The organism is Demequina subtropica, from assembly GCF_000971235.1.
Lineage (GTDB): Bacteria > Actinomycetota > Actinomycetes > Actinomycetales > Demequinaceae > Demequina > Demequina subtropica.
Genome location: NZ_BBMB01000005.1, coordinates 143,894 through 163,716, shown reverse-complemented (window position 1 = coordinate 163,716; position 19,823 = coordinate 143,894). Strand labels below are relative to the sequence as shown.

The following is a 19,823-nucleotide window of genomic DNA, read 5'->3' as shown; positions in this document are numbered from 1 at the left end:
GAGCGTCTCGAACGGGTCGTTCGCCCCGCGGAGGCGTTCCCCGGCCGATCGAGGGGTCCATGCCCCGGCACCGGGACCCGCCCCCTCGGGTTCGGGCGCGCCATCGCGGCGCAGGACCTCGAAGGGATCGCTCGACATGCGGCACAACGTAGCAGGAGGATCAGGACGCACGGCGTGACGCGCGGAGGGTGCGAGCGGGCTCCCGACCGACCGGCGCACCGAGGCCCATCCGGGACGTCCGCCGCGTCCGCGAGGCAGGTCTCGCGGTTAGGCTCGGCGCGGCTCCGCGTGACGGCGGAGCAGCGCGCGGCCCGCGCGGGCCGGCCCGGAGGGAGACGAGCCGTGGTGGAGCACGAGGTCGACCCGGCAGGGGTGGCCGCCCTGCAGCGGCGCACCATGCGTGTGCTCGCCGTCACGCAGGTGGTCGGCATGATCGGCGTCGGCGTGGCGCCGTCCATCGGCGTGCTCTTGGCCGGGGATGTCACGAACAGCGAGGCCTGGGGAGGTCTGGCCCGCACCGCGAGCACGCTCGGTGCCGCGCTGCTGGGGCTTCCGCTCGGCATCCTCGCCGCGCGGCACGGCCGCCGCTTCGCCCTCGCCCTCGGGTGGTGGACGGCGGCGGTCGGCAGCGCGATCCTCGTGGCCGCGGCGCAGCTGAGCGCGGTGGTGCCGCTCTTCATCGGCCTGCTGCTCATCGGCGCGGGCTCGGCCGCGGGCCTCCAGTCGCGCTTCGCGGCGACCGACCTCGCCGAGCCTCATCATCGCGCGCGGGCGCTCTCGCTCATCGTCTGGATCGGCACCCTGGGCTCGGTCCTCGGCCCGAACCTGGGCGCGCCGGGGGAGGCGATGAGCGACGCGACCGGACTCACCGTCTACGCGAACGCCTTCCTCATCGCCGCCGTGTGTCTTGCGCTCGCTGGGACTATCGTGTTCGTCTGGCTGCGGCCCGACCCGCTGCTGGCGAGCCCCACGCGCCTCCACGCCGACGCAGACCCGAGCCGCGCATCGTCCGTCCGCGAGCGTCTTGGGCGCCTGCGCGAGGCCCTGCGGTCGAGCGCCGCCGCGCGCTACGCGGTGATCGCGGTGCTGACGTCGCAGGCCGTGATGGTCGCGGTGATGACGATGACGCCCGTGCACATCGTCCATCAGGGCGGATCGCTCACCATCGTCGGCATCACCATCAGCCTCCACGTGGCAGGCATGTACGCGCTCGCTCCCGTGGTGGGCGCGCTCGTGGACCTTCGCGGGCATCGGCTCACCATCGGGATCGGCATCGGGATCCTGGCCGCCTCGCTGCTGCTCGGGGCGACGCTCGCGACCAGCATGCGGTGGACCACGGTGTCGCTCATCCTGCTCGGGGTGGGGTGGTCGTTCGTCAACGTTGCCGGCTCCGCACTGTTCAGCTCCTCGATCGCGGCCGAGGCCCGCGCCTCCGCGCAGGGCGCGCTCGACGCGTTGTCGAACCTCACGGGAGCGGCCACGGCGTTCCTCGCGGGTCCGTTGCTCGCCGCGTCCGGGTTCGCGATGCTCTCATGGGTGTCTCTCGCCGCATTGGTGCCGCTTGCGGTGCTGACCGCGGCGGGTCGGTGGGGCGGCTCCTCTTGCCCAAGCGGCCCGAGCGCCGTATGACTTGACCCAGCGGCGTACGGATCCACCATCGCCGGTCCCCGAGAGGATCCACCATGCGCCAGCTGATCGTCACGGCGTTCGTGACCGCCGACGGAGTCGCCGAGGGGCCCGGACCTGAGCCCGCCTTCGCGAAGTCCGGATGGACCATGACCACCGTCGAGTTCGATCCCGCGATCTACGAGCTCAAGGGCCGGGAGCAGGAGGAGTCGACGGCCATGCTCATGGGCCGCCGCTCCTATGAGATGTTCGCGCCGGTCTGGCCGCAGATGGAGGAGTTCGCGGGCTACAACGCCATGCAGCGCTACGTCGTCTCGACCACGCTCGAGCAGGACGACGAGCGGTGGCCGGCGACCATCCTGGGCTCCCTCGAGGAGGTCGCGCGTCTGAAGGAGTCCGACGCCGGCCCGATCATCGTGCACGGGAGCCTCGAGCTCGGGCACGCGCTCGCCGACGCAGGGCTGGTCGACCGCTACCACCTCCTGGTGTTCCCGGTGCTTCTCGGAGACGGCAGACGGCTCTTCGGCCCGTTGACGGGGGATGCGGTCAAGCTCACGGTGGCGGAGCACGAGGTGTACCCGAACGGGGTGCAGAAGCTGGTCTACGACGTGGTGCGCTGAGCGCGCCGCTCACTGTGCTGACCGCATACCGCTCGCATACCCGGACCCGATAGCCCGGACCATGCGCGCACCGTGAAGCCCCACGCTGCGCCGCATGGAAGGAGCTCATGATGCACAAGACAGCCGCGGTCGGCCTCGCCGCCGCACTCCTCTCGGTCGCGCTCGCCGGTCCCGCCGTGGCCCGCCCCGACGCTGTCGTCGAGTCGCTGCTCGTCCCGGCCTTGAGCGGGTCGTTCGCTCCATGGTCATGCCACGTCACGCCGCACGGCACCGTGTGCGCGGGAGAGCGGCATCTCCACTACGACTGGACCCTCGACGATGAGCCCGGCTGCGACGTCCCCGTCTACAACCGGCGGACCGAGCACCGTCACCAGATCCGCTACTACGACCAGGACAACCTCAACGACTTCCGGCGGTTCCGCACCCACGACATCGACGAGTACGCGCTGACCGACGATGGACCCGCGACGGTGAGCATCCGGACCGATGTGAGGTGGACGGAGGAGTTCGCGGTGCCGGGTGACGACGCGACCTTGTCGTACGTGGCGGACGGCGTCCACTGGAAGATCCAGGGCGCGAACGGCGCAATCGTGTACATGGTCGTCGGGCGGATGGTGACACCGTACGGCGGCGACACGACCTTCACCGGCCACGTCACCCAGGACGGAGTGACCACGCGCTACGTCGACGCGTCGTTCGACGACTTCTTCGACGAGGACTGGTTCTTCTCGACCATCTGCGAGGTCGCGACCGGCGCACGCTGAGGGTGAGGGCCCGGGGCGGCCGCGGAGGTGCGCCCGGACTGAGCCGCCGCGCGAGCGAAGCGCGCTAGGTTGGCGGTCATGACGTCCAGCGTGAGCCGTATGCCGCTGCCGGCCTCCACGCTGGGGCGTGACGCGCTCGGCGCCGCCGTGGTCGCCGCGGCGCTCGCCTTGCTCGCGGTCTCCGATGGCGGGGCGCGCGAGCTGGTGGCGCCGGAGACTCTCGGGGGCCTCGTGGCGAGCGTCGCCCTCGCATGGCGCCGGGCGTACCCGATGCCGGTCCTGCTCGCGTGCGCACTCCTGTTCGCGGTCCCCACGATCGCGACCGGGGACGTCGCGTCGGCGCTCGTCCCATTCGTGGTGGCGCTGTACACCGTGGTGTCGCGGGTCCCGCGGATCCCGGTGGGGCTCGCGGTCGGCGCCGCCGCCGTGGCGGGGGTCGCGGGCGTGCTCGCGGTCGGGTCCGAGCGCACGATCACCGACCCCGTGGTGGTGTCCGCGGAGATCTGGATGGCGCTCGTCGCGGCGATCGGCGTGGCGATGAACCTCTACCGGCGCTCGGTCGCGCAGGAGCGAGAGCGCACACGTCAGGCCGAGGAGACGCGCGAGGCCGTGGCAAGGGGGCGCGTCGCCGAGGAGCGGCTGAGGATTGCGCGCGAGCTGCACGATGCGGTGGGGCACCACGTCGCGGTGATGAACGTCCAGGCCGGCGTGGCCGAGGCGCTGATCGACACGGACCCGGCCCGCGCGTCCGATGCTCTGGTCCGCGTGCAGGAGGCTGGCGCGCGGGTGCTCGAGGAGCTTCCCGTGATGCTGCGCGTCCTCCGCCAGACCGACGGCGAAGCCGACGAGGACATCCACCCGACCGCGGGGATCGCGGCGCTCGGCGAGCTGGCCGCGCAGGCCGCGGACGCGGGCCTCGAGGTCGCGCTCGACACCGTCGACGTGCCCGCCGAGCTTCCCGCCGCCACGGACCATGCCGCGTATCGCATCGTCCAGGAGGCGCTCGCCAATGCGCGGCGTTACGGCACTGGCACGGCGCGCGTCGAGGTCGCCCTGCGTGATGGGGCGTTGGCGGTCGACGTCCGGAACCGGGTGGACATTGCGCGCCCCGGCGGGCAGGGCTCGGGCCTGGGCCTCATCGGCATGGCAGAGCGCGCGACGGCGGCGGGCGGTAGCGTCGCGGCGGAGCGGCGAGGAGATGAGTTCGTGGTGCACGCCACGCTCCCGGTACGGAAGGGGACCGCATCATGACGGTGCGCGTGGTGGTCGTGGACGATCAGGAGCTGATCCGCGGCGGGTTCGTCGCGATCATCGGGACGGCCGACGACATCGAGGTGGTCGGCGAGGCCTCGGACGGCGCCGAGGCGCTCGAGGTCATCCGGCGCGAGAGGCCGGATGTGGTCCTCATGGACATCCGTATGCCGGGGACGGACGGGCTCGAGGCCACCGAGGCGATCGCAGCGGACCCGGAGCTCGAGGCCGTGCGCATCGTGGTGCTCACCACGTTCGAGGAGGACCAGTACGTGCTGCGCGCGCTGCGCGGCGGCGCGAGCGGCTTCCTGGGCAAGAGCGTGCGCCCCGCGGAGCTGCTCGGTGCGATCCGCACCGTCGCGGCCGGCGACGAGCTCCTGTCCGCCGCCGCGACGCGCGCCGTGATCGCCCATGTGGCCGAGGACCGCCCGCAGCCGTCCGTCGAGGGCGACGTCTTCCGCCACCTCACGGAGCGTGAACGCGAGGTGGTGCTCCTGGTCGCGCAGGGGCTCACCAACGACCAGATCGCGAAGCAGCTGTGGGTCAGCCCGCTCACGGCGAAGACGCATGTGAACCGCGCCATGACCAAGATCGGGGCGCGCGACCGTGCGCAGCTGGTGGTGGCCGCGTATCAGGCGGGGCTCGCGGGGGGCTGAGGCCTCGGGTGCGCGGCGCCCCCACTCTCGGCAAACTCTCGGATTCCTCCCCGCGACCTCCCTGGACCCGGCGGTGAAGTGGGGGATAGGAGTTCACAAGAGGAGACGACGATGACCGACGCGCTGCTGCCCCCGACCGAGTCCGAGATCACCCTGGTGGAATCCGAGGTGCGGCCCCACCGCCGCTCGCGGCTCCGACGCGCGAGCATCGTCGCGGGGGCGTCGGCGCTCGTGCTCGGAGGGGTGGTCGCGGGCGCCCACCTCACCAGCGCCGACGCGGACACGGCTGACGCGGTCGCGCTGCAGAGCGGCACCGTCACGGACACGGACACGGACACCGACGCGGGCTCGTCGAGCGGGCTCGGCTCCGCACCCTCGCTGGGGGACGGCGCCCTCCCGCCGTCCAGCGGGACGATGCCGGGCGGGACGATGCCGGGCGGGACGATGCCGGGCGGCGCACCGGGCTCCTCCGGCGACACGTCGCTCGGCGACGGGACGACGACGTGGCCCGATGCGGACGAGTCGGCCACCTCCACCCAGGAGGAGGCGACCGCCGCATCGGACGCCGAGTCCACGGGGGTCGTGCTGATCGACACCGAGCTCGGCTACGCGGACGGCGAGGCGGCCGGCACCGGCATGATCCTCACGAGCGACGGTCTGGTGCTCACCAACAACCACGTGATCGAGGACTCGACTTCGATCACGGTCACGGACCCCTCCACGGGCGAGACCTACACCGCGACGGTGCTGGGCACCGACGCGGAGGACGATGTCGCGCTGCTCCAGCTCGAGGGGGCATCCGGCCTCACGACGGTGACGCTCGACGACGACGGCGTCGTGGTGGGGGACACGGTCACGGCCGTCGGCAACGCCTCCGGCGGCGGCGTCCTCATGGCCGCGGACGGAGACCTCACCGCCGTCGACTCCTCCGTCACCACCTCCTCCGAGTACACGATCGAGGGCGAGACGCTCACCGGGATGATCGAGTTCTCCGCGGACGTGGTGTCCGGCGACTCGGGCGGTGCGCTGCTCGACGACGAGGGCGAGGTCATCGGCATGACGACCGCCGCCTCGAGCGGCCTCGCGACCACCATCGCGTACGCCGTCCCGATCGAGGACGCGCTCGCGATCGTCGCGCAGATCCAGGCCGGCGACGAGTCGGACGGGGTGGTGCTCGGCTACCCGGCGTTCCTGGGGGTCGGCCTCGCGAGCCAGACGCAGCTCGGCTTCACGCCCGGCACGAGCACCGGCGCCTCGGCCGGCGGCGTCGAGATCGGCTACGTCTACGAGGGCACCCCGGCCGCGGATGCCGGCCTCGAGGCGGGCGACGTGGTCACGGCGGTCGACGGCAGCGCTGTGACGAGCGGGACCGAGCTGTCCGACGCCATCGCGGCCCACGATCCCGGCGACTCGATCTCGCTGACGTGGACCGATGCGAGCGGCACGAGCCAGAGCGCGACGGTGACGCTCATCGCGGGTCCGGCGGCCTGATGCGCACGTGGGGCGGGCGGCGCGACGCGCGGCCCGCTTCGCCGCGCGCCGGTCAGGCCGCGACCACGCACCATCCGTGGGCCGGGAGGCGGACCGTCGTGGCGTTGTCGAGCAGGGCGCCGTCGCCGGCGATCAGCTCGCGCGTCCCCGCCGGGAGCGGGCACGCGGACTCGCCGTCCGAGGTGGACAGCGCGACCGCGAGTCGACGGTCGCCATCGGTGCAGACGTAGACGATGGATTCGTTCGCGACGTGCGTCACCTCGACACGCGCGGCGTGGAGCCACGCGTGGCGGCGGCGCAGCCCCAGCAGCTCGCGGTGGAGCGCGAGGACCGCGGCGGCCTCGGGGGAGACGTCTCCCGGACGCTCAGCGAAGGCCGGCCGCACCGCATCGTCCCCGCCCGCGCGGTCCTCCTTGACCCCGGTGAGGCCCAGCTCGTCGCCGGCGTAGACGGCCGGCGTCCCCGGCAGCGTCGCGAGCAGCACGACCGCGTGGGCGAGGTGGCGCGCGTCGGTGAGCTTGGATGCGATGCGCGTGACGTCGTGGTTGCCGATGAACGTGAACGGGACGAACGTCGCGAGCATCGCGTCGTGGCGCCCGAGCGCATGCGCGAGCTCGTGGAGGTTGCGGTCGTTGAGGCTCGACCAGACGGCCTTCCACAGCTCGTACTGCGTGACGGAGTCGAGGCCGCCATCCGTGACGGATCCCGCGTAGTCGCCGTGGATCACCTCGCCCATGAGGTACGCGTCGGGGTGGGTCGCGCGCACGCGGCGCGACACCTCGGCCCAGAACGATGCGGGCACCGCGTAGGCGGCGTCGAGCCGCCATGCGTCGATGCCGCGGTCGAGCCAGTGCGTCATGACCTCCGCCACGTGGTCGACCACCGCGGGCGAGGAGTGGTCGAGCGCGACCAGGTGGCGGTGGCCCTCGAAGTCGTCGTAGTCGGGCTCGACGCCCGGCCGCCACGCCTCGGGCCCGTCGGGCCACCGCAGCCGGAACCAGCCGGCCGTCGGGGCGCTCGGCCCCTGCGCGAGGACGGCGGCGAAGGCGGGATGAGCGCGGCCCACGTGGTTGAAGACGCCGTCGAGCATCACCCGCACGCCGCGCTCGTGCGCCGCGGCGATCAGGGCGTCGAGGTCGGCCGTATCGCCCAGGCGCGGGTCGATGCGGAGGTGGTCGACCGTGTCGTAGCCGTGGCTCTCCGAGTCGAACACCGGTCCCAGCAGCAGCCCGGACGCTCCGAGCTCGACCAGGTGGTCGAGCCACGCCACGAGCCGGGGGAGGCGATGGCGCACCGGTGCGTCGGGTGCGAGCGCGTGGCGTTCGGCACCCGTGAACCCGAGCGGGTAGGCGTGCCACCAGATCGCGTGCGCGACCCAGCCCGGTTCATGCATGGCGTCGGTCATGTCCTCACGCTAGCGACAGCGGCGTCCCTGGCGCGTCACGCGTGACGGCATGCTTGACCCATGACGTCACGCCCCGGTGCGGCCGCCGCGCCCCTGCTCGTGCTGCTGGGCCTGGCATGCCAGGAGGTCGGTGCGTCGATCGCCGTGCTGCTGTTCCCGCGCGTGGGACCCGTCGGGATGGTCGCGCTCCGCCTGCTCTTCTCGGCGTTGGTGCTCCTCGCGATCGCCGCCCGGTCGTTGCGGGGCGTCGATATCCGGCACTGGCGGATCCTGCTGGGATACGGGCTCGCGCTCGGGCTCATGAACGTGCTGTTCTACCTGTCGCTCGAGCGCATCCCGCTGGGCATCGCCGTCACCATCGAGGTGCTCGGCCCGCTCACGCTCAGCGTGGTCGAGAGCCGCACGATGCGCGGCCTCGTCTGGGCGGTGACCGCCGGGGTGGGCGTCGCGCTGCTGGGAGGGACGGCGCACGGCCTCGACCTGGTGGGCGTGGCCTTCGCTGCCGGCGCGGGTGCGCTCTGGGCGGTGTACATCCTCATGGCACGATCGGCGGGAGCGGCGCTGCCGGGGCTGTCCGGCATCGCGATCGCCACCGCGCTCGGCGCCGTGCTCACGGTGCCCGTGGCGCTCGCGACGGTCGGCAGCGTGCTCGTGACGCCCTCGGTGCTCGCCCTCGGCTTCGCGGTCGCCGTGCTGTCCTCGGCCATCCCGTACGGCATCGAGCTCACCGCGCTGCGCCGGCTGCGCGCCGAGACCTTCGCGGTGCTCATGGCGCTCGCGCCCGCGGTGGCGGCGCTCACGGGGCTCGTGGTGCTGGACCAGGCGCTCACGTGGACCGTCGCGCTCGGCATCGTCATGGTGACCGTCGCGGGGGTCGGGGCCGTCCGGACCGCACCCGTGCATCGTGACGCCGGTCCCGATGCCGAGGTCGCGATGCCGCCGTCGCCCAGCTGAGGCGCCCAGCCCCCGTCCCAGTCGCGCATCGGCGCGCGCGGGCGTCCAATGGAGGGTGCGGTTCTCGCGCGGGAACCGGATGGGGAGGTATCGACATGCGCATCATCCGAGGGGTCACGGCGGCGCTCATCGCCGCGTCGGCGGGGTTCGCGCTCGCGGCCTGCGGCGGTGACTCGGGCGACGAGTCAAGCGCGGAGGCGACGATGGCGGCGGCGGAGGAGTCCGTGCCCGACGTCTCCGGGATCGTCGAGGAGGCGAGGACGGCGACCGGGTGCGAGACCTGGGCGGGCGGCCGGGTCGCGGGCGAGGGCGTGCTCGCGGGCTGGGCGTACACGTGCGACGTGGACGGGGACGGCGTGGTGGAGACGACGCTGTCCGTCTACACCTCGGGCGACGCGCTCGAGAGCGACCTCGCGAACGTCGAGGCGGCCGATGCGACGGCGGCCATCATCAGGGGCGACGAGGTCATCATCGCGACGAACGACCCCGACCACCTGGCCGCGCTCGAGAGCATGGGCGAGGTGGTGCGCGAGCTCGGGTCCTGACCAGGGACGCGGACCGAGGTCCCGGTCATCCGGGGGTGGGGCGAGGACTACGATGTTTCGGTTCTCATAACAGTCCCCCGAACACAAAGGAATAACATGCGCATCAACCACGGTGTGAAGGTGGCGCTCGTCGCCGCGACGGCCGGACTCATGCTCTCGGCCTGCAGCTCCGACTCGGATGCCGACGCGACCGCGACCGCCACCGCCATGGCCGAGGCCGGCCCGGATGTCGCCGCCATCGCGGAGAACATCAACACGTTGACCGGTTGCGACGCCTTCGGCGGCTCGTGGGCGGGCGGCAAGGTCGCCGGTGAGGGCGTCATCGCCGGGTGGGAGTTCACGTGCGACGTGGACGGCGACGGCGTGGTCGAGACCACGGTCGCGATCTACGAGGGCACCGACATGCAGGAGGCCGACCTCCCGAACATCGAGGCCGCCTCCGACACCACCGGTGTGCTCACGGGCGAGTACTTCACCGTGTCCACCTCGGACACCTCGCACTTCGCCTCCATCGCCAACGACGACGTCACCGTCGTGCGTGAGGTCACCATCGCCGAGTAGCGCTCACCGCGCCCTCCAGGCCCTCGCGTGGCGTCGAGCCCAGCTCGCCGCCGCGCGGGGGCCTTCTGCGTCGACGCCTCGGTAGCCTCGGGAGGGAACCCGATCCCCGAGGAGGCATCGTGACCGCACGTCGGCCCGTCCGTATCGCCGTCCAGATCCAGCCGCAGCACGCCCCCTACGAGCGCATCCGTGACGTCGCGGGCGAGCTCGAGGATGCCGGCGTGGACATCCTGTTCAACTGGGACCACTTCTTCCCGCTGTCCGGCGACCGCGACGGGCTCCACTTCGAGTCCTGGACCATGCTCGCGGCGCTCGCCGAGCAGACGTCGCGCGTGGAGATCGGCGCGCTCGTCAACTGCAACAGCTACCGCAACGCGCACCTCCAGGCGGACATGGCGCGGACGATCGACCACATCAGCGCGAAGGGCGGCACGGGGCGGTTCATCTTCGGCACGGGCTCGGGCTGGTTCGAGCGCGACTACGACGAGTACGGCTACGAGTTCGGGACCGTCGGCTCGCGCCTCGACGCGCTCGGCGAGGCGCTGCCCGCGATCGAGGACCGCTGGGCGCGGCTCAACCCGGCGCCCACGCGCAGGATCCCCGTGCTCATCGGCGGCGGGGGAGAGCGCAAGACGCTCCGCCTGGTCGCCAAGCACGCCGACATCTGGCACAGCTTCTCCGACCTGCCGACGCTCGAGCGCAAGCTCGGGATCCTCGCGCAGCACGGTGAGGCCGTGGGGCGCGACGTGAGCGAGATCGAGATCTCGACCGAGGTGGGGAGGCGCTCGATCGCCGAGGCGTCCGCCCTGCACGATCGCGGGGTCACGCTGTTCACGCTGGGCACAGGCGGCCCCGACTACGCGATCCCGGGCCTCGACGAATGGCTGTCGTGGCGGGACGGGCTCAACGCCTCACGCTGACGGCGGTGCCTCTCGCGCGGGTCCGGTCGAGGCGCGAAGCACAAGCCGGGGCTCAAGCGTGACCTCGGCGACCTCGCGGTCGCCGTCGATGCGCGCGAGCAGGAGGCGCATGGCCTCGCGGCCCATCGCCTCGCGCGGCTGCTCGACCGTGGTGAGGGCGGGCCGCATCAGCCGTCCGACCTCGGAGTTGTCATATCCGACCACGCTCAGATCGCCCGGGACCTCGACACCTCGCTCGAGCGCGTCGTGGATCATGGCCGTGCCGATGCGATCGTTCCCGGCGAAGCATGCGGTCGGGCCGCCCGTGCGTGCGAACAGGTCGAGCGCCTGGGACACCCCGCCATCCGCGGCCTCGACCACCTGAGGCTCGAGCCCGGCCTCCTGCATCGTGCTCTCGTAGCTCGCGCGGCGCGCGGTCGCCGCCGCGCGCCGCGAGGACGCTACATGGACGATGCGCTGGTGGCCCAGGTCGAGGAGATGGCCGACGGCCGCCTGCGCGCCGTGCTCGTCGTGGTTGCGCACCACGCTCACGCGGCGGGGGGCGTCGAACGGGCGTCCGACCATCACGATGGGGCGGCGGGACGACGCCCTGTCGAGCGTGGCTGCGTCGAGCATGGCCGAGATCACGATGACGCCGTCGACTCCCAGGTCGAGCACCTCGTCGAGGCGACGGGCCAGCACGTCGACGGAGCCGCGGCCGTGGCCGATGACGGTACCCAGCCCGGTCGCGGCCGCATCCTCCTCGATGCCCTCGACCACGTCGGCGAAGTAGGGGTTCGAGAGGTCGCTCACCAGCAGGCCCACCACCTGCGTGCGCCCCTTGACCAGGCCTCGTGCCAGGGCGTTCGAGTGGTATCCGAGACGTTCCGCGACATCGAGGATCCGCAGGCGCGTGGCGTCCGAGACGCCGGCGTCGCCGCGGATCGCGAGCGACACGAGGGACTTGGAGACGCCGGCCTCCCGGGCGACGTCGACGATGGTCGGCGCGCTTCTCCCGGGAGTGGTCACCCTGAAGTTCTAGCAGACGCCAGATGAACGTCAGGCGAACTTGCGGGAACGGATCGGAAAAGGCCTGGAACGTTCCAGTAGCGTCCACGGCATGACGTTCTCCACGACCGAGACCCCTGCCACCTCCCGGGCGGACGCGGCTCCGCGCCTGCCCCGGCCGCGCGCCCTCCTCCTCGACTTCGGCGGAGTCGTCGTGACCACCGCGAAGCGTGAGAACGGCCTCGACGAGGCGGCGGCGCTGGCCGCGGCGATGCTCGAGCGCGGGCGGGTGCCCGTGCCGGTCGCCGAGGTTCGTCGCAACCTCCAGGCGGGTCTCACCGCTCTCACGCACTGGAAGCATGCCTCGAGCCGCCGCCTCGAGCCGCGCGAGCTCACGCACCGGGAGATCGTGGGCGACTTCCTCGCGGCGGAGCTCCCGGTCAGCGCGAGGGCGCTGCTGATCGCGGAGGCGGCCGAGCTGCTCGACGCGCTCCAGACGCTCATCAACGACCACCACCTGCGTCCTGGCGTGCGGCGCCTGCTCCAGGTGGCCCGGAGCCGCGCGATCCCCGTGGGCATCGTCTCCAACGCCCACTCGGGCCGCAGCCACCGCCGGATCCTCGCGGAGCTCGGCATCGTCGACGCGTTCGCGGTCCAGGTCTACTCGGACGAGGTCGGCATGCGAAAGCCCAACCCGCGCATGCTCGAGCTCGCGGCGGCTGCGACCGGCGTCGCACCCGCCGACTGCTGGTACGTGGGCGACACGTTCGATCGTGACGTCGTGGCGGCGCATCGGGCGGGGATCGGCGCGGCGATCGTGACGCGCGACAAGCACACCGACCACCCGCCGTTCGATGTCGCGCTGGACGCCGATGCGGTGTTCGACACCCCCGAGGGGCTCGCCGATGCCTTCGAGGCGGCGCTCGCCACACCCCCGTCCGCATCGCTCGCCGCGCCCGCGCCGGCCGCACGGTCCGCACGGCGCGCCGCGCTGCTGATCGACCACGGCGGCGTCATCTCCGCCTCGCACCCCGACCCGGATGCGCTGCTCGCGCTCGGCGAGCACCTGTCCCGCCTGCTCGCGACCCCCGGTGCGCCGCTCTCCGCGGACGAGGCGGTGCGCATGATCCGCGTCGCCAAGGAGCGCCGAGCCGAGCGCAAGGGCGATTCGCTCGCCGAGACGCAGCCCGCGGAGTTCTGGGTCGACTGCTTCGGTGCGGACCTCGACGAGCGCTCCCGCGCGGTCCTCGCCGCCGAGGCGGTCGACCTCATGCACCGCTACGGGCGCGCCAAGAGCCGCCGGTCGCTGCGCATCGGCGTGGCCGAGGTGATGCAGGAGTGCCGCGACCGCGGCATGCCGATCGTCGTCGTGTCGAACACCTTGTCCGGCCGTGCCGTGCGTGATGCCTGCGCGGCGCACGGACTGGCCGAGTACATCGGTGCGTACGTCTGCTCAGACGAGCACGGGATGCGCAAGCCGCACCGCAGCGTCGTCGAGGAGGCGTTGAGGATCGCCGACGCGGATCCCTCCTCCTCCTGGTTCTACGGCGACAAGCCCCATGCCGATGCGGCGGCCGCGATCGCGGCAGGCATCGGCCACCGCGTCCTCGTGCGCGGCGGGGCGGTCGTCGACGACGTGCTCGACACCGCAGTGGCCGCCGGGACGGCGACCCACGTGGTGGACGACGCGAACGGCCTGCTCGCGCTCATGCAGCAGGCCAAGCCTCACCTCGCAGTGTCCTGATCCATGTCCTGATGAAGGAGCCTTCGATGTCCCAGACCACCGCAACCGACGAGCGTGCCGGAAGGATCCGCGGCACCGTCGCCGGCCTTCCGCGCGACCTCAGCGCGTCGCAGAAGCTCATGGTCTTCGTGCTGTCCATGGCGCTGTCCGGCGTCGCCAACCTGGTCCTCGAGATCATCCCCGACGTGACGATCGGCCCCGTCGACGTGTCCGTCAGCTACTTCGTGTTCGTGCCGCTCGCGCTCGTCGCGCTGCTCAACCCGTTCTGGGCCGCGCTCGGCGCCCCGATCGGCGAGGTCATCTTCGTCGACCTCCTCATGGGCGACTTCTCGGGCCTCGCGGAGGTCGAGGGCATCATCCAGATGTTCCTCGCGCTCTACATCGCCGGCTCGCTGGTCCGCAACCCGCGCAACCGCCTCCAGATCGCGATCGCGGCCGTCACCGTCGTGGTGATCGACAAGGCGCTCTCGGCGCTCGTCGACCTCTCCAAGGTGTGGATCGGCGTCGAGGACGCCGAGTTCGTCGAGGGTCTGCCCGAGTCGATCATCCTGCTCGAGGGGATCGGCTATGCGGTCGACATCCTCATGAGCGGCATCCTCTTCGGCGTCATCCCCGCGATCTGGCTCATCCCGGCGCTGCACGGCCGCATCGAGCCGCTGCTCGGCATGCGCCCCCGCGTCCCGGGCGAGCCGATCCAGGGCTCGGCGCCGCGCAACGCGCTGTTCGTCGCGGTCGCCCTGGCGCTCAGCATCGCCTCGTTCCTCTTCGCCTTCCTCGAGGCGTGGGACATCGAGCTCGGCGTCTTCGAGCCCGAGTGGCTCGACACCTACGGCCCGGGCTTCATCTGGGTCGGGATCGGCGCCGCCGCGATCGCCTTCCTCGTCGGCATCGCGCTGGCCCGCGCCGCGCGCGGCAAGTCCGACGCCGAGAACTGACACCACGGTCCGGGCCGGGGGAGCGACCCCGGCCCGGACCGCCCCTCGTAGAAAGCAGTACCGCGCATGACCGCCATCATCGAGCTCGACCGCGTGAGCTTCCGCTATCCGGGAGCGAGCCGCGACACCCTGCGCAACGTGTGCCTCACCATCGAGGAGGGCGACTTCGTCGCCGTCATCGGCGGCAACGGCTCCGGCAAGACGACCCTGTGCAAGACGTTCAACGGCCTGGTGCCGCACTACTGGGTGGGGGAGTTCGCGGGGGAGGCGACCGTCGCCGGCCTCGACACCTACGACTCGAGCGTGGCCGAGCTGTCGAGCACCGTCGGGTATGTCTACCAGGACTTCCAGAACCAGCTGGTGCGTCCGCGCGTGCGCGACGAGGTCGAGTTCGGACCCATGAACTTCGGGATGCCCGACTTCGCGGAGCGTGGCCGGCAGGCGATGGAGATGCTCGGCATCGACCACCTTGCCGAGCGCTTCGTCTGGCAGCTCTCCGGCGGCCAGGCGCACCTCACGGCGTTGGCCTCCGTGCTCGCGATGCGGCCCCGGGTGATCGTGGTCGACGAGCCCGTCGCGGAGGTCGACCCCGCCGGCGCGCACGCGCTCTACGAGCGGCTCACGCAGCTCAATCGCGAGCACGGCATCACGGTCGTGGTGATCGAGCATCATGCCGAGTTCATCTCTCAGTACGCGAAGTCCGTGGTGCTCATGGACGATGGCGCGCCGGTGTGGCATCTTCCCGCGGCCGAGGCCGCCGCCCGGGCCGCCGAGCTCGAGGCCCATGGGATCCCCGCGCCGCAGATCATCGACGCGTGCGCGGCGCTGGACCTCCCGGGTGCGCCGCGCACCATCGCCGAGGCTGCTGCGATCGTGCGCGGCGCCGGCGTCACGCCGCGCGGCGCATCGTCTGTCGAGGACGCGGCGGGGGAGAGCCCCGCCTGTCCCGCGCGCCCGGTGGTCACCGCATCGTCCCTCACGCACGGCTACCGCACGGTCGCGGGCGATCTGATGACCGTGCTGCACGGCATCGACCTCACCGTCGACGCGGGCGACCGCATCGCGCTCGTCGGCGGCAACGGCGCGGGCAAGTCCACGCTCATGCGCCTGCTCGGGGGCCTCCAGGTGCCCCGGGAGGGCACCATCGTGCTCGACGGCGTCGACACGCGCTCCGCGTCGAGCGCGCGCCTCGCCGACCACGCCGCCTACCTGTTCCAGCGGCCCGAGCAGATGTTCCTCAAGGACTCGATCCGCTCGGACGTGCGGCTGCATCCCGCCGGCCGGGGGCGTGAGGACGCGGACGCGCTGGTCGACCGCGTTCTCGACCGGGTGCGTCTCACACCGTTCGCCGACCGCGACGGCCGGACCCTCTCGGGCGGGCAGCAGCGACGCGCGACCCTCGCGATCGGCCTCGCGATGGGACCCGCGCTCCTGCTTGCCGATGAGCCCACCGCGAGCCTCGATGTCGCGAGCCGGGACAGCGTCATCGCGATGCTCGACGAGCTGTCCGACACGATCGCGGCCGCGGTGGTCGCGACCCACGACATGCACCTGGTGGCCGAGTGGGCGACCCGGGTCGTCGTGCTCGAGCAGGGACGCATCCTCGCCGACCTCGCGCCTCGCGCCCTCTTCGGGGACGATGCGCTGCTCACCCGGGCGCGGCTGGTGCCGCCCCAGATCGTCTCGCTGGGGCGCGAGCTCGGCATGGATCCCGTGCCGCTGTCGGTCGGCCAGTGGCGCGATGCGTTCACGGCAGCCGGAGCGGAGGTCCACGCATGAGCCGCAAGACCAGGGACGTCCTGTCCGTCGAGTGGGTGAAGCTCGAGCTGATCCGCACCGCGTACGCCACGCGCGGCGGGCTGTTCGCGAAGATGGACGCGCGGATGGTGATCGGCTGGTACCTCATGCTCGCCGTCGCGCCGTGGCTGACGCACAGCTTCGCGACCATCATCGCCCTGTTCGTCATCACGGCGGTGAGCGCGGCGCTCGCGAGGGTCGGCCCGCTGGTGCTGGGCCTGTTCCTCGTCGGCTTCGTCACCGACTTCCTCTACGCGTTCCTCGCCGCGTGGATGTTCGGCGGCGACGCGAACACCGCGCTCGCGCTCGTCGAGATCAACCTCAAGCTCGCGACGGTGTCGCTCGCGTCGATCGCCGCGTTCGTGTCGCTCGACCCGGAGAAGCTCAGCACGGGACTCCTCGCTCTCGGCGCTCCGGAGCTGCTCGCCTTCGGCGTGAGCTACGGCTACCGGATGATGCCGATCCTGTTCGAGGAGTTCGGCGTGGTGTTCACGGGACTGCGGCTCCGCTCGGCTCCGGGGGCCAGAGGATTCCTCGGTCTGCGAGCTCTGTGGCGCTGGGGGACATACGCCGTCCAGGCGTTCTACCCGATCTTCCTCAACACCGCGAAGAGCGTGCGCACCACCGTCGAGTCGCTCGAGACGCGCGGGTTCACGGCCCGTCAGGGCCGCGAGCTGCGGATCGCCCGGCTCTCGATCGGCGCCCTCGACGTGACGGTGGTGGCGGTCACCCTCGCGGCGGTGATCGCGGCCTTCGCGATCGGCCCGTGGGTGATGACCGGCTGACGGGCGATCGCGCGCCCATCCGGTCAGACCCGCGGGCCGTGGATCTGCGCGTGGAGCCGGGCCATGCGCGCATCGAGCTCCGTGGCGGTCGCGGCCGCCTCGCGCAGCTCCTCGGTGAGCGACTCGGGAACGCCGCCGTCGTACTTGTAGTGGATCTTGTGCTCGAGGCTCGCCCAGAAGTCCATGGCGACGGTCCTGAACTGCACCTCCACCGGTACCGCCACCGGGCCCGAGGAGAGGTACACGGGGATCTCCACCACCGCGTGAAGGCTCTGGTAGCCGTTGGGCTTCGGGTCGGCGATGTAGTCCTTGACCGTCCGGACGCTGACATCGTCCTGGCGGGTGAGCAGCTCGAACAGCCGGTAGACGTCGGACACGAAGCTGCAGGTGACCCGCACGCCAGCGATGTCGGTGACGTGCTCGCGGATGCTAGTGAGATCGCGCGGGACACCCTTGCGCGCGACCTTCTCGAGCAGGCTCTCCGGGGACTTCACGCGGCTCGAGATGTGCTCGATCGGGTTGTAGTCGCGCAGCTCGAGGAACTCGTCGCGGAGGATCGACAGCTTGGTCTCGATCTCGCGCAGCCCGAACTCGTACTGGAGCAGGAACTGCTGGATCTCCTTGCGGACCTCGCGCACCTGGCCGGGGGACATCGTGCCCACGGCGTCCTCGCCCAGCCTCGCGATGGCCTCCATCGCGGTCGACTCCGTCATCGTGCTCCTGCCGTCGCCATGCGGGCGCGCTGCGCCCCTCCACAGTCCTGACGTGCGCGGGGCGGCCAGTGTTCCCGGGGGACGATGCGGGGGCGACTTCCGCTCAGGCCGGCAGCGCCGCCTCGGCGGCCGCGCGCCCCGCGGCGACCACCGCGCCGAGGTCCTTGGTCTGCCACCACGTCCGCCCACGCAGCGCGGGCTTGATGACCAGGACGTCGGGGCGGATCTCGAGGGCCCGCAGCGCGGTCGAGCTCGCGTAGCCGGGCACGTCCCACTCGGGCGCCACGCGCACCGCGATCACCGGGGTCGCTCCCAGCCGCAGCGCCGCGTCGATGGGCAGGTTGGACTTGAGCCCGCCGTCGGCGAGGCGGCGGCCCTCGAGCATCACGGGCCGGAAGATCCCCGGGACAGAGATGGTCGCGCGGAGCGCATCGACCAGCGATCCCCGGTCGATGATCCGCTCCTCCCGCGCGACGATGTCCGTCGCGACGGCCGCGAACCGCACCGGCAGGTCCTCGATGAGGACGTCCCCGCCCACGAGCTCGGTCACGGAGGCGCGCAACGCCGCCGCGTCGAGCAGCCCGGGGCCCGGCCGTCGCGGGACCGTCGCGACGTCCCGCCACCGGAGATCGAGCAGGAGCTCCTCGAGGCGGTACGGGTCGATGCCGTGGGCGTACGCGGCGCCCACGAGCGCGCCGGCCGAGGTGCCGACCACGATGCTGGGGGTGATCCCACGCTCGTGGAGCACCTGGAGCACGCCGATGTGAGCGCCTCCGAGCGTCCCGCCGCCGCCCAGGCTGAGCCCCAGCGTGGGCGCGTGGCGCAGGTCGATCACGCTCCCACTCTAGGCGCGCGTACTGCAGCCGTAGCAGGCGCAGGTGTCCACGCCGGGACGATGCGCCGAAGGCTGCGTCTCGGGAGGCTTGAGACATCGACCCACGAGGAGATGACATGAGCACCACGGTCCCCACCGCGCCGATCCAGGAGAGCCTTCCGACGGCCTCTGCCAAGCCCGATCTGCCGCTCTACGCGGGCCCGTTCGCGATCAGCGGCGGCCGGTGGCTCGTCGTGGTCGCGGCCTGCGCCGTCGCGTTCGCCCAGCTCTCGCTGCTGCCGATCCCCGGGGGAAGCGACCTCGAGCTGTGGGTCCACGCGATCCTGTTCCCGCTCATCCCGCTGCTCGCGCTCGCCTGGGCCGCGCCGCGCGGCTGGACCCAGCTGTTCCGCAAGGTGCGCGCCCGGCAGGTCCTGCAGATGCTGGGGTTCGCCGCGCTCAACCTCACCGTGAGCCTCGTCGCGGCGATCACCCTCAACGGCGTCATCGGTGCCAACGCGAACCCCGCCGGCAACCTGCTCGCGGAGGCGACGGGTCCCGAGCGCCTCAACTTCCTCGCCGCGACCATCCCTCAGCTGCTGGGCGAGGAGCTCATCACCATCCTGCCGCTGCTCGCGCTCATGTCGGTGCTGGTCCGTCGCCTCCGGTGGTCGCGTGGTGCGGCCCTCGCGGTCGCGTGGATCGCCACCGCCGTGATGTTCGGGCTGCTCCACCTCCCGACCTACGGCTGGAACGTCCTGCAGTGCCTGGTCTTCATCGCGGTCGCCCGCCTGTTCCTCACGCTGGCCTACGTGGTTACTCGCAACCTGTGGGTCTCGACGGGCGCGCACATCCTCAACGACTGGGCGATGTTCTCGGTCTCGATGCTCGCCCCGGCCGCCTTCATCTGACCCTGACCGCTGCCCAAGGAGGAGCCCCATGCGACCGACCCCGCCGTCACGCGCATGGACGATGCGCGTGCTCGCCGTCGCCGGTGCGGTCGTCGGCGTGTCCCTGGTCGCCGCTCCGGCCGAGGCCTCGCACGAGGCCCCGCCCGCCGGATGCGAGAGCATCCAGGAGGCGATCCCCGAGCCCGACCGCGCCCGGACCGGGATCTCGACCCATGCGTTGGTCGAGGGCGCCGGCGGTGCGGCGCTCGCCAGCACCGTGCTGTTGAGCAGGCGCCGCGAGCGTCGCCTAAACGCCCTCGTCCGGTCCCGCCACGCGGGTTCGCGGACGCGGACGGGTTAGCCTA

The 19,823-nt window shown here is 72.1% G+C and carries 20 protein-coding genes; 16 read left to right on the top strand and 4 right to left on the bottom strand.

All coding sequences use genetic code 11. From position 1 onward, the window contains the following. Positions 1 to 342: 342 nt before the first annotated feature. From AOM06_RS05560 to AOM06_RS05535, 6 genes are all read left to right on the top strand, one after another. On the top strand, positions 343 to 1,629 hold the full coding sequence (locus tag AOM06_RS05560; protein WP_228372865.1) for an MFS transporter: 1,287 nt from the start codon (positions 343 to 345) through the stop codon (positions 1,627 to 1,629). 53 nt (positions 1,630 to 1,682) lie between these two features. Continuing rightward, the gene (locus tag AOM06_RS05555) at positions 1,683 to 2,246 is read left to right on the top strand and encodes a dihydrofolate reductase family protein (RefSeq protein WP_062303750.1); all 564 of its coding nucleotides are present in this window, start codon (positions 1,683 to 1,685) and stop codon (positions 2,244 to 2,246) included. A 110-nt stretch (positions 2,247 to 2,356) separates the two neighbouring features. Further along, positions 2,357 to 3,010, top strand: a complete 654-nt coding sequence (locus AOM06_RS05550) for a hypothetical protein (protein ID WP_156163592.1) — start codon at positions 2,357 to 2,359, stop codon at positions 3,008 to 3,010. Between the two features lie 78 nt (positions 3,011 to 3,088). Beyond that, on the top strand, positions 3,089 to 4,261 hold the full coding sequence (locus AOM06_RS05545; RefSeq protein WP_082105340.1) for a sensor histidine kinase: 1,173 nt from the start codon (positions 3,089 to 3,091) through the stop codon (positions 4,259 to 4,261). Next, positions 4,258 to 4,917, top strand: a complete 660-nt coding sequence (locus tag AOM06_RS05540; protein ID WP_062303747.1) for a response regulator transcription factor — start codon at positions 4,258 to 4,260, stop codon at positions 4,915 to 4,917. Before AOM06_RS05545 ends, AOM06_RS05540 begins: the two co-directional genes overlap by 4 nt. Positions 4,918 to 5,028: 111 nt before the next feature. Beyond that, positions 5,029 to 6,408 carry a S1C family serine protease gene (locus AOM06_RS05535; protein WP_062303746.1) on the top strand — a complete coding sequence of 460 codons (1,380 nt, stop codon included), beginning with the start codon at positions 5,029 to 5,031 and terminating at the stop codon, positions 6,406 to 6,408. A 52-nt stretch (positions 6,409 to 6,460) separates the two neighbouring features. On the opposite strand, the gene AOM06_RS05530 is transcribed toward AOM06_RS05535, so the two are convergent. Further along, a complete protein-coding gene (locus AOM06_RS05530; RefSeq protein WP_228372864.1) occupies positions 6,461 to 7,813 on the bottom strand; it encodes an alpha-amylase family protein in 1,353 nt (450 codons plus the stop codon). A 60-nt stretch (positions 7,814 to 7,873) separates the two neighbouring features. Between AOM06_RS05530 and AOM06_RS05525 the strand changes: the two genes are divergently transcribed. From AOM06_RS05525 to AOM06_RS05510, 4 genes are all read left to right on the top strand, one after another. Continuing rightward, a complete protein-coding gene (locus tag AOM06_RS05525) occupies positions 7,874 to 8,767 on the top strand; it encodes an EamA family transporter (protein WP_082105339.1) in 894 nt (297 codons plus the stop codon). A 95-nt stretch (positions 8,768 to 8,862) separates the two neighbouring features. Then, on the top strand, positions 8,863 to 9,312 hold the full coding sequence (locus tag AOM06_RS05520; protein ID WP_062303745.1) for a hypothetical protein: 450 nt from the start codon (positions 8,863 to 8,865) through the stop codon (positions 9,310 to 9,312). Between the two features lie 96 nt (positions 9,313 to 9,408). Next, a complete protein-coding gene (locus AOM06_RS05515) occupies positions 9,409 to 9,873 on the top strand; it encodes a hypothetical protein (protein ID WP_062303744.1) in 465 nt (154 codons plus the stop codon). Positions 9,874 to 9,992: 119 nt separating this feature from the next. After that, positions 9,993 to 10,793 carry an LLM class F420-dependent oxidoreductase gene (locus tag AOM06_RS05510; RefSeq protein WP_062303743.1) on the top strand — a complete coding sequence of 267 codons (801 nt, stop codon included), beginning with the start codon at positions 9,993 to 9,995 and terminating at the stop codon, positions 10,791 to 10,793. On the opposite strand, the gene AOM06_RS05505 is transcribed toward AOM06_RS05510, so the two are convergent. After that, on the bottom strand, positions 10,785 to 11,801 hold the full coding sequence (locus AOM06_RS05505) for a LacI family DNA-binding transcriptional regulator (protein ID WP_228372863.1): 1,017 nt from the start codon (positions 11,799 to 11,801) through the stop codon (positions 10,785 to 10,787). The genes AOM06_RS05510 and AOM06_RS05505 overlap by 9 nt on opposite strands. A 91-nt stretch (positions 11,802 to 11,892) precedes the next feature. Here AOM06_RS05505 and AOM06_RS05500 point away from each other — a divergent pair, with 91 nt between their 5' ends. The 4 genes from AOM06_RS05500 (at position 11,893) to AOM06_RS05485 (ending at position 17,041) form a co-directional block, all read left to right on the top strand. Further along, positions 11,893 to 13,524 carry an HAD family hydrolase gene (locus AOM06_RS05500; RefSeq protein WP_062303742.1) on the top strand — a complete coding sequence of 544 codons (1,632 nt, stop codon included), beginning with the start codon at positions 11,893 to 11,895 and terminating at the stop codon, positions 13,522 to 13,524. Between the two features lie 26 nt (positions 13,525 to 13,550). Then, on the top strand, positions 13,551 to 14,459 hold the full coding sequence (locus tag AOM06_RS05495; RefSeq protein WP_062303741.1) for a DUF8171 family membrane protein: 909 nt from the start codon (positions 13,551 to 13,553) through the stop codon (positions 14,457 to 14,459). Positions 14,460 to 14,525: 66 nt separating this feature from the next. Continuing rightward, positions 14,526 to 16,238, top strand: coding sequence for an ABC transporter ATP-binding protein (locus AOM06_RS05490; protein ID WP_062303740.1), 1,713 nt, complete (start codon positions 14,526 to 14,528; stop codon positions 16,236 to 16,238). Next, complete coding sequence (locus AOM06_RS05485; RefSeq protein ID WP_062303739.1) at positions 16,235 to 17,041, top strand: energy-coupling factor transporter transmembrane component T family protein; 807 nt, start codon at positions 16,235 to 16,237, stop codon at positions 17,039 to 17,041. The genes AOM06_RS05490 and AOM06_RS05485 overlap by 4 nt, the downstream gene beginning before the upstream one ends. Positions 17,042 to 17,064: 23 nt before the next feature. Here the strand turns inward: AOM06_RS05485 and AOM06_RS05480 are convergent, their stop codons facing one another. Beyond that, complete coding sequence (locus AOM06_RS05480; RefSeq protein WP_439644723.1) at positions 17,065 to 17,694, bottom strand: GTP pyrophosphokinase; 630 nt, start codon at positions 17,692 to 17,694, stop codon at positions 17,065 to 17,067. A 163-nt stretch (positions 17,695 to 17,857) separates the two neighbouring features. Further along, positions 17,858 to 18,589, bottom strand: coding sequence for a patatin-like phospholipase family protein (locus AOM06_RS05475; RefSeq protein ID WP_062303738.1), 732 nt, complete (start codon positions 18,587 to 18,589; stop codon positions 17,858 to 17,860). A 116-nt stretch (positions 18,590 to 18,705) separates the two neighbouring features. On the opposite strand from AOM06_RS05475, the gene AOM06_RS05470 reads away from it, so the two are divergent. Next, positions 18,706 to 19,479: a CPBP family intramembrane glutamic endopeptidase gene (locus tag AOM06_RS05470; RefSeq protein WP_062303737.1), complete on the top strand. Its 774-nt coding sequence runs from the start codon at positions 18,706 to 18,708 to the stop codon at positions 19,477 to 19,479. Positions 19,480 to 19,507: 28 nt separating this feature from the next. Further along, complete coding sequence (locus AOM06_RS05465) at positions 19,508 to 19,819, top strand: hypothetical protein (RefSeq protein WP_062303736.1); 312 nt, start codon at positions 19,508 to 19,510, stop codon at positions 19,817 to 19,819. Positions 19,820 to 19,823 lie beyond the last annotated feature (4 nt).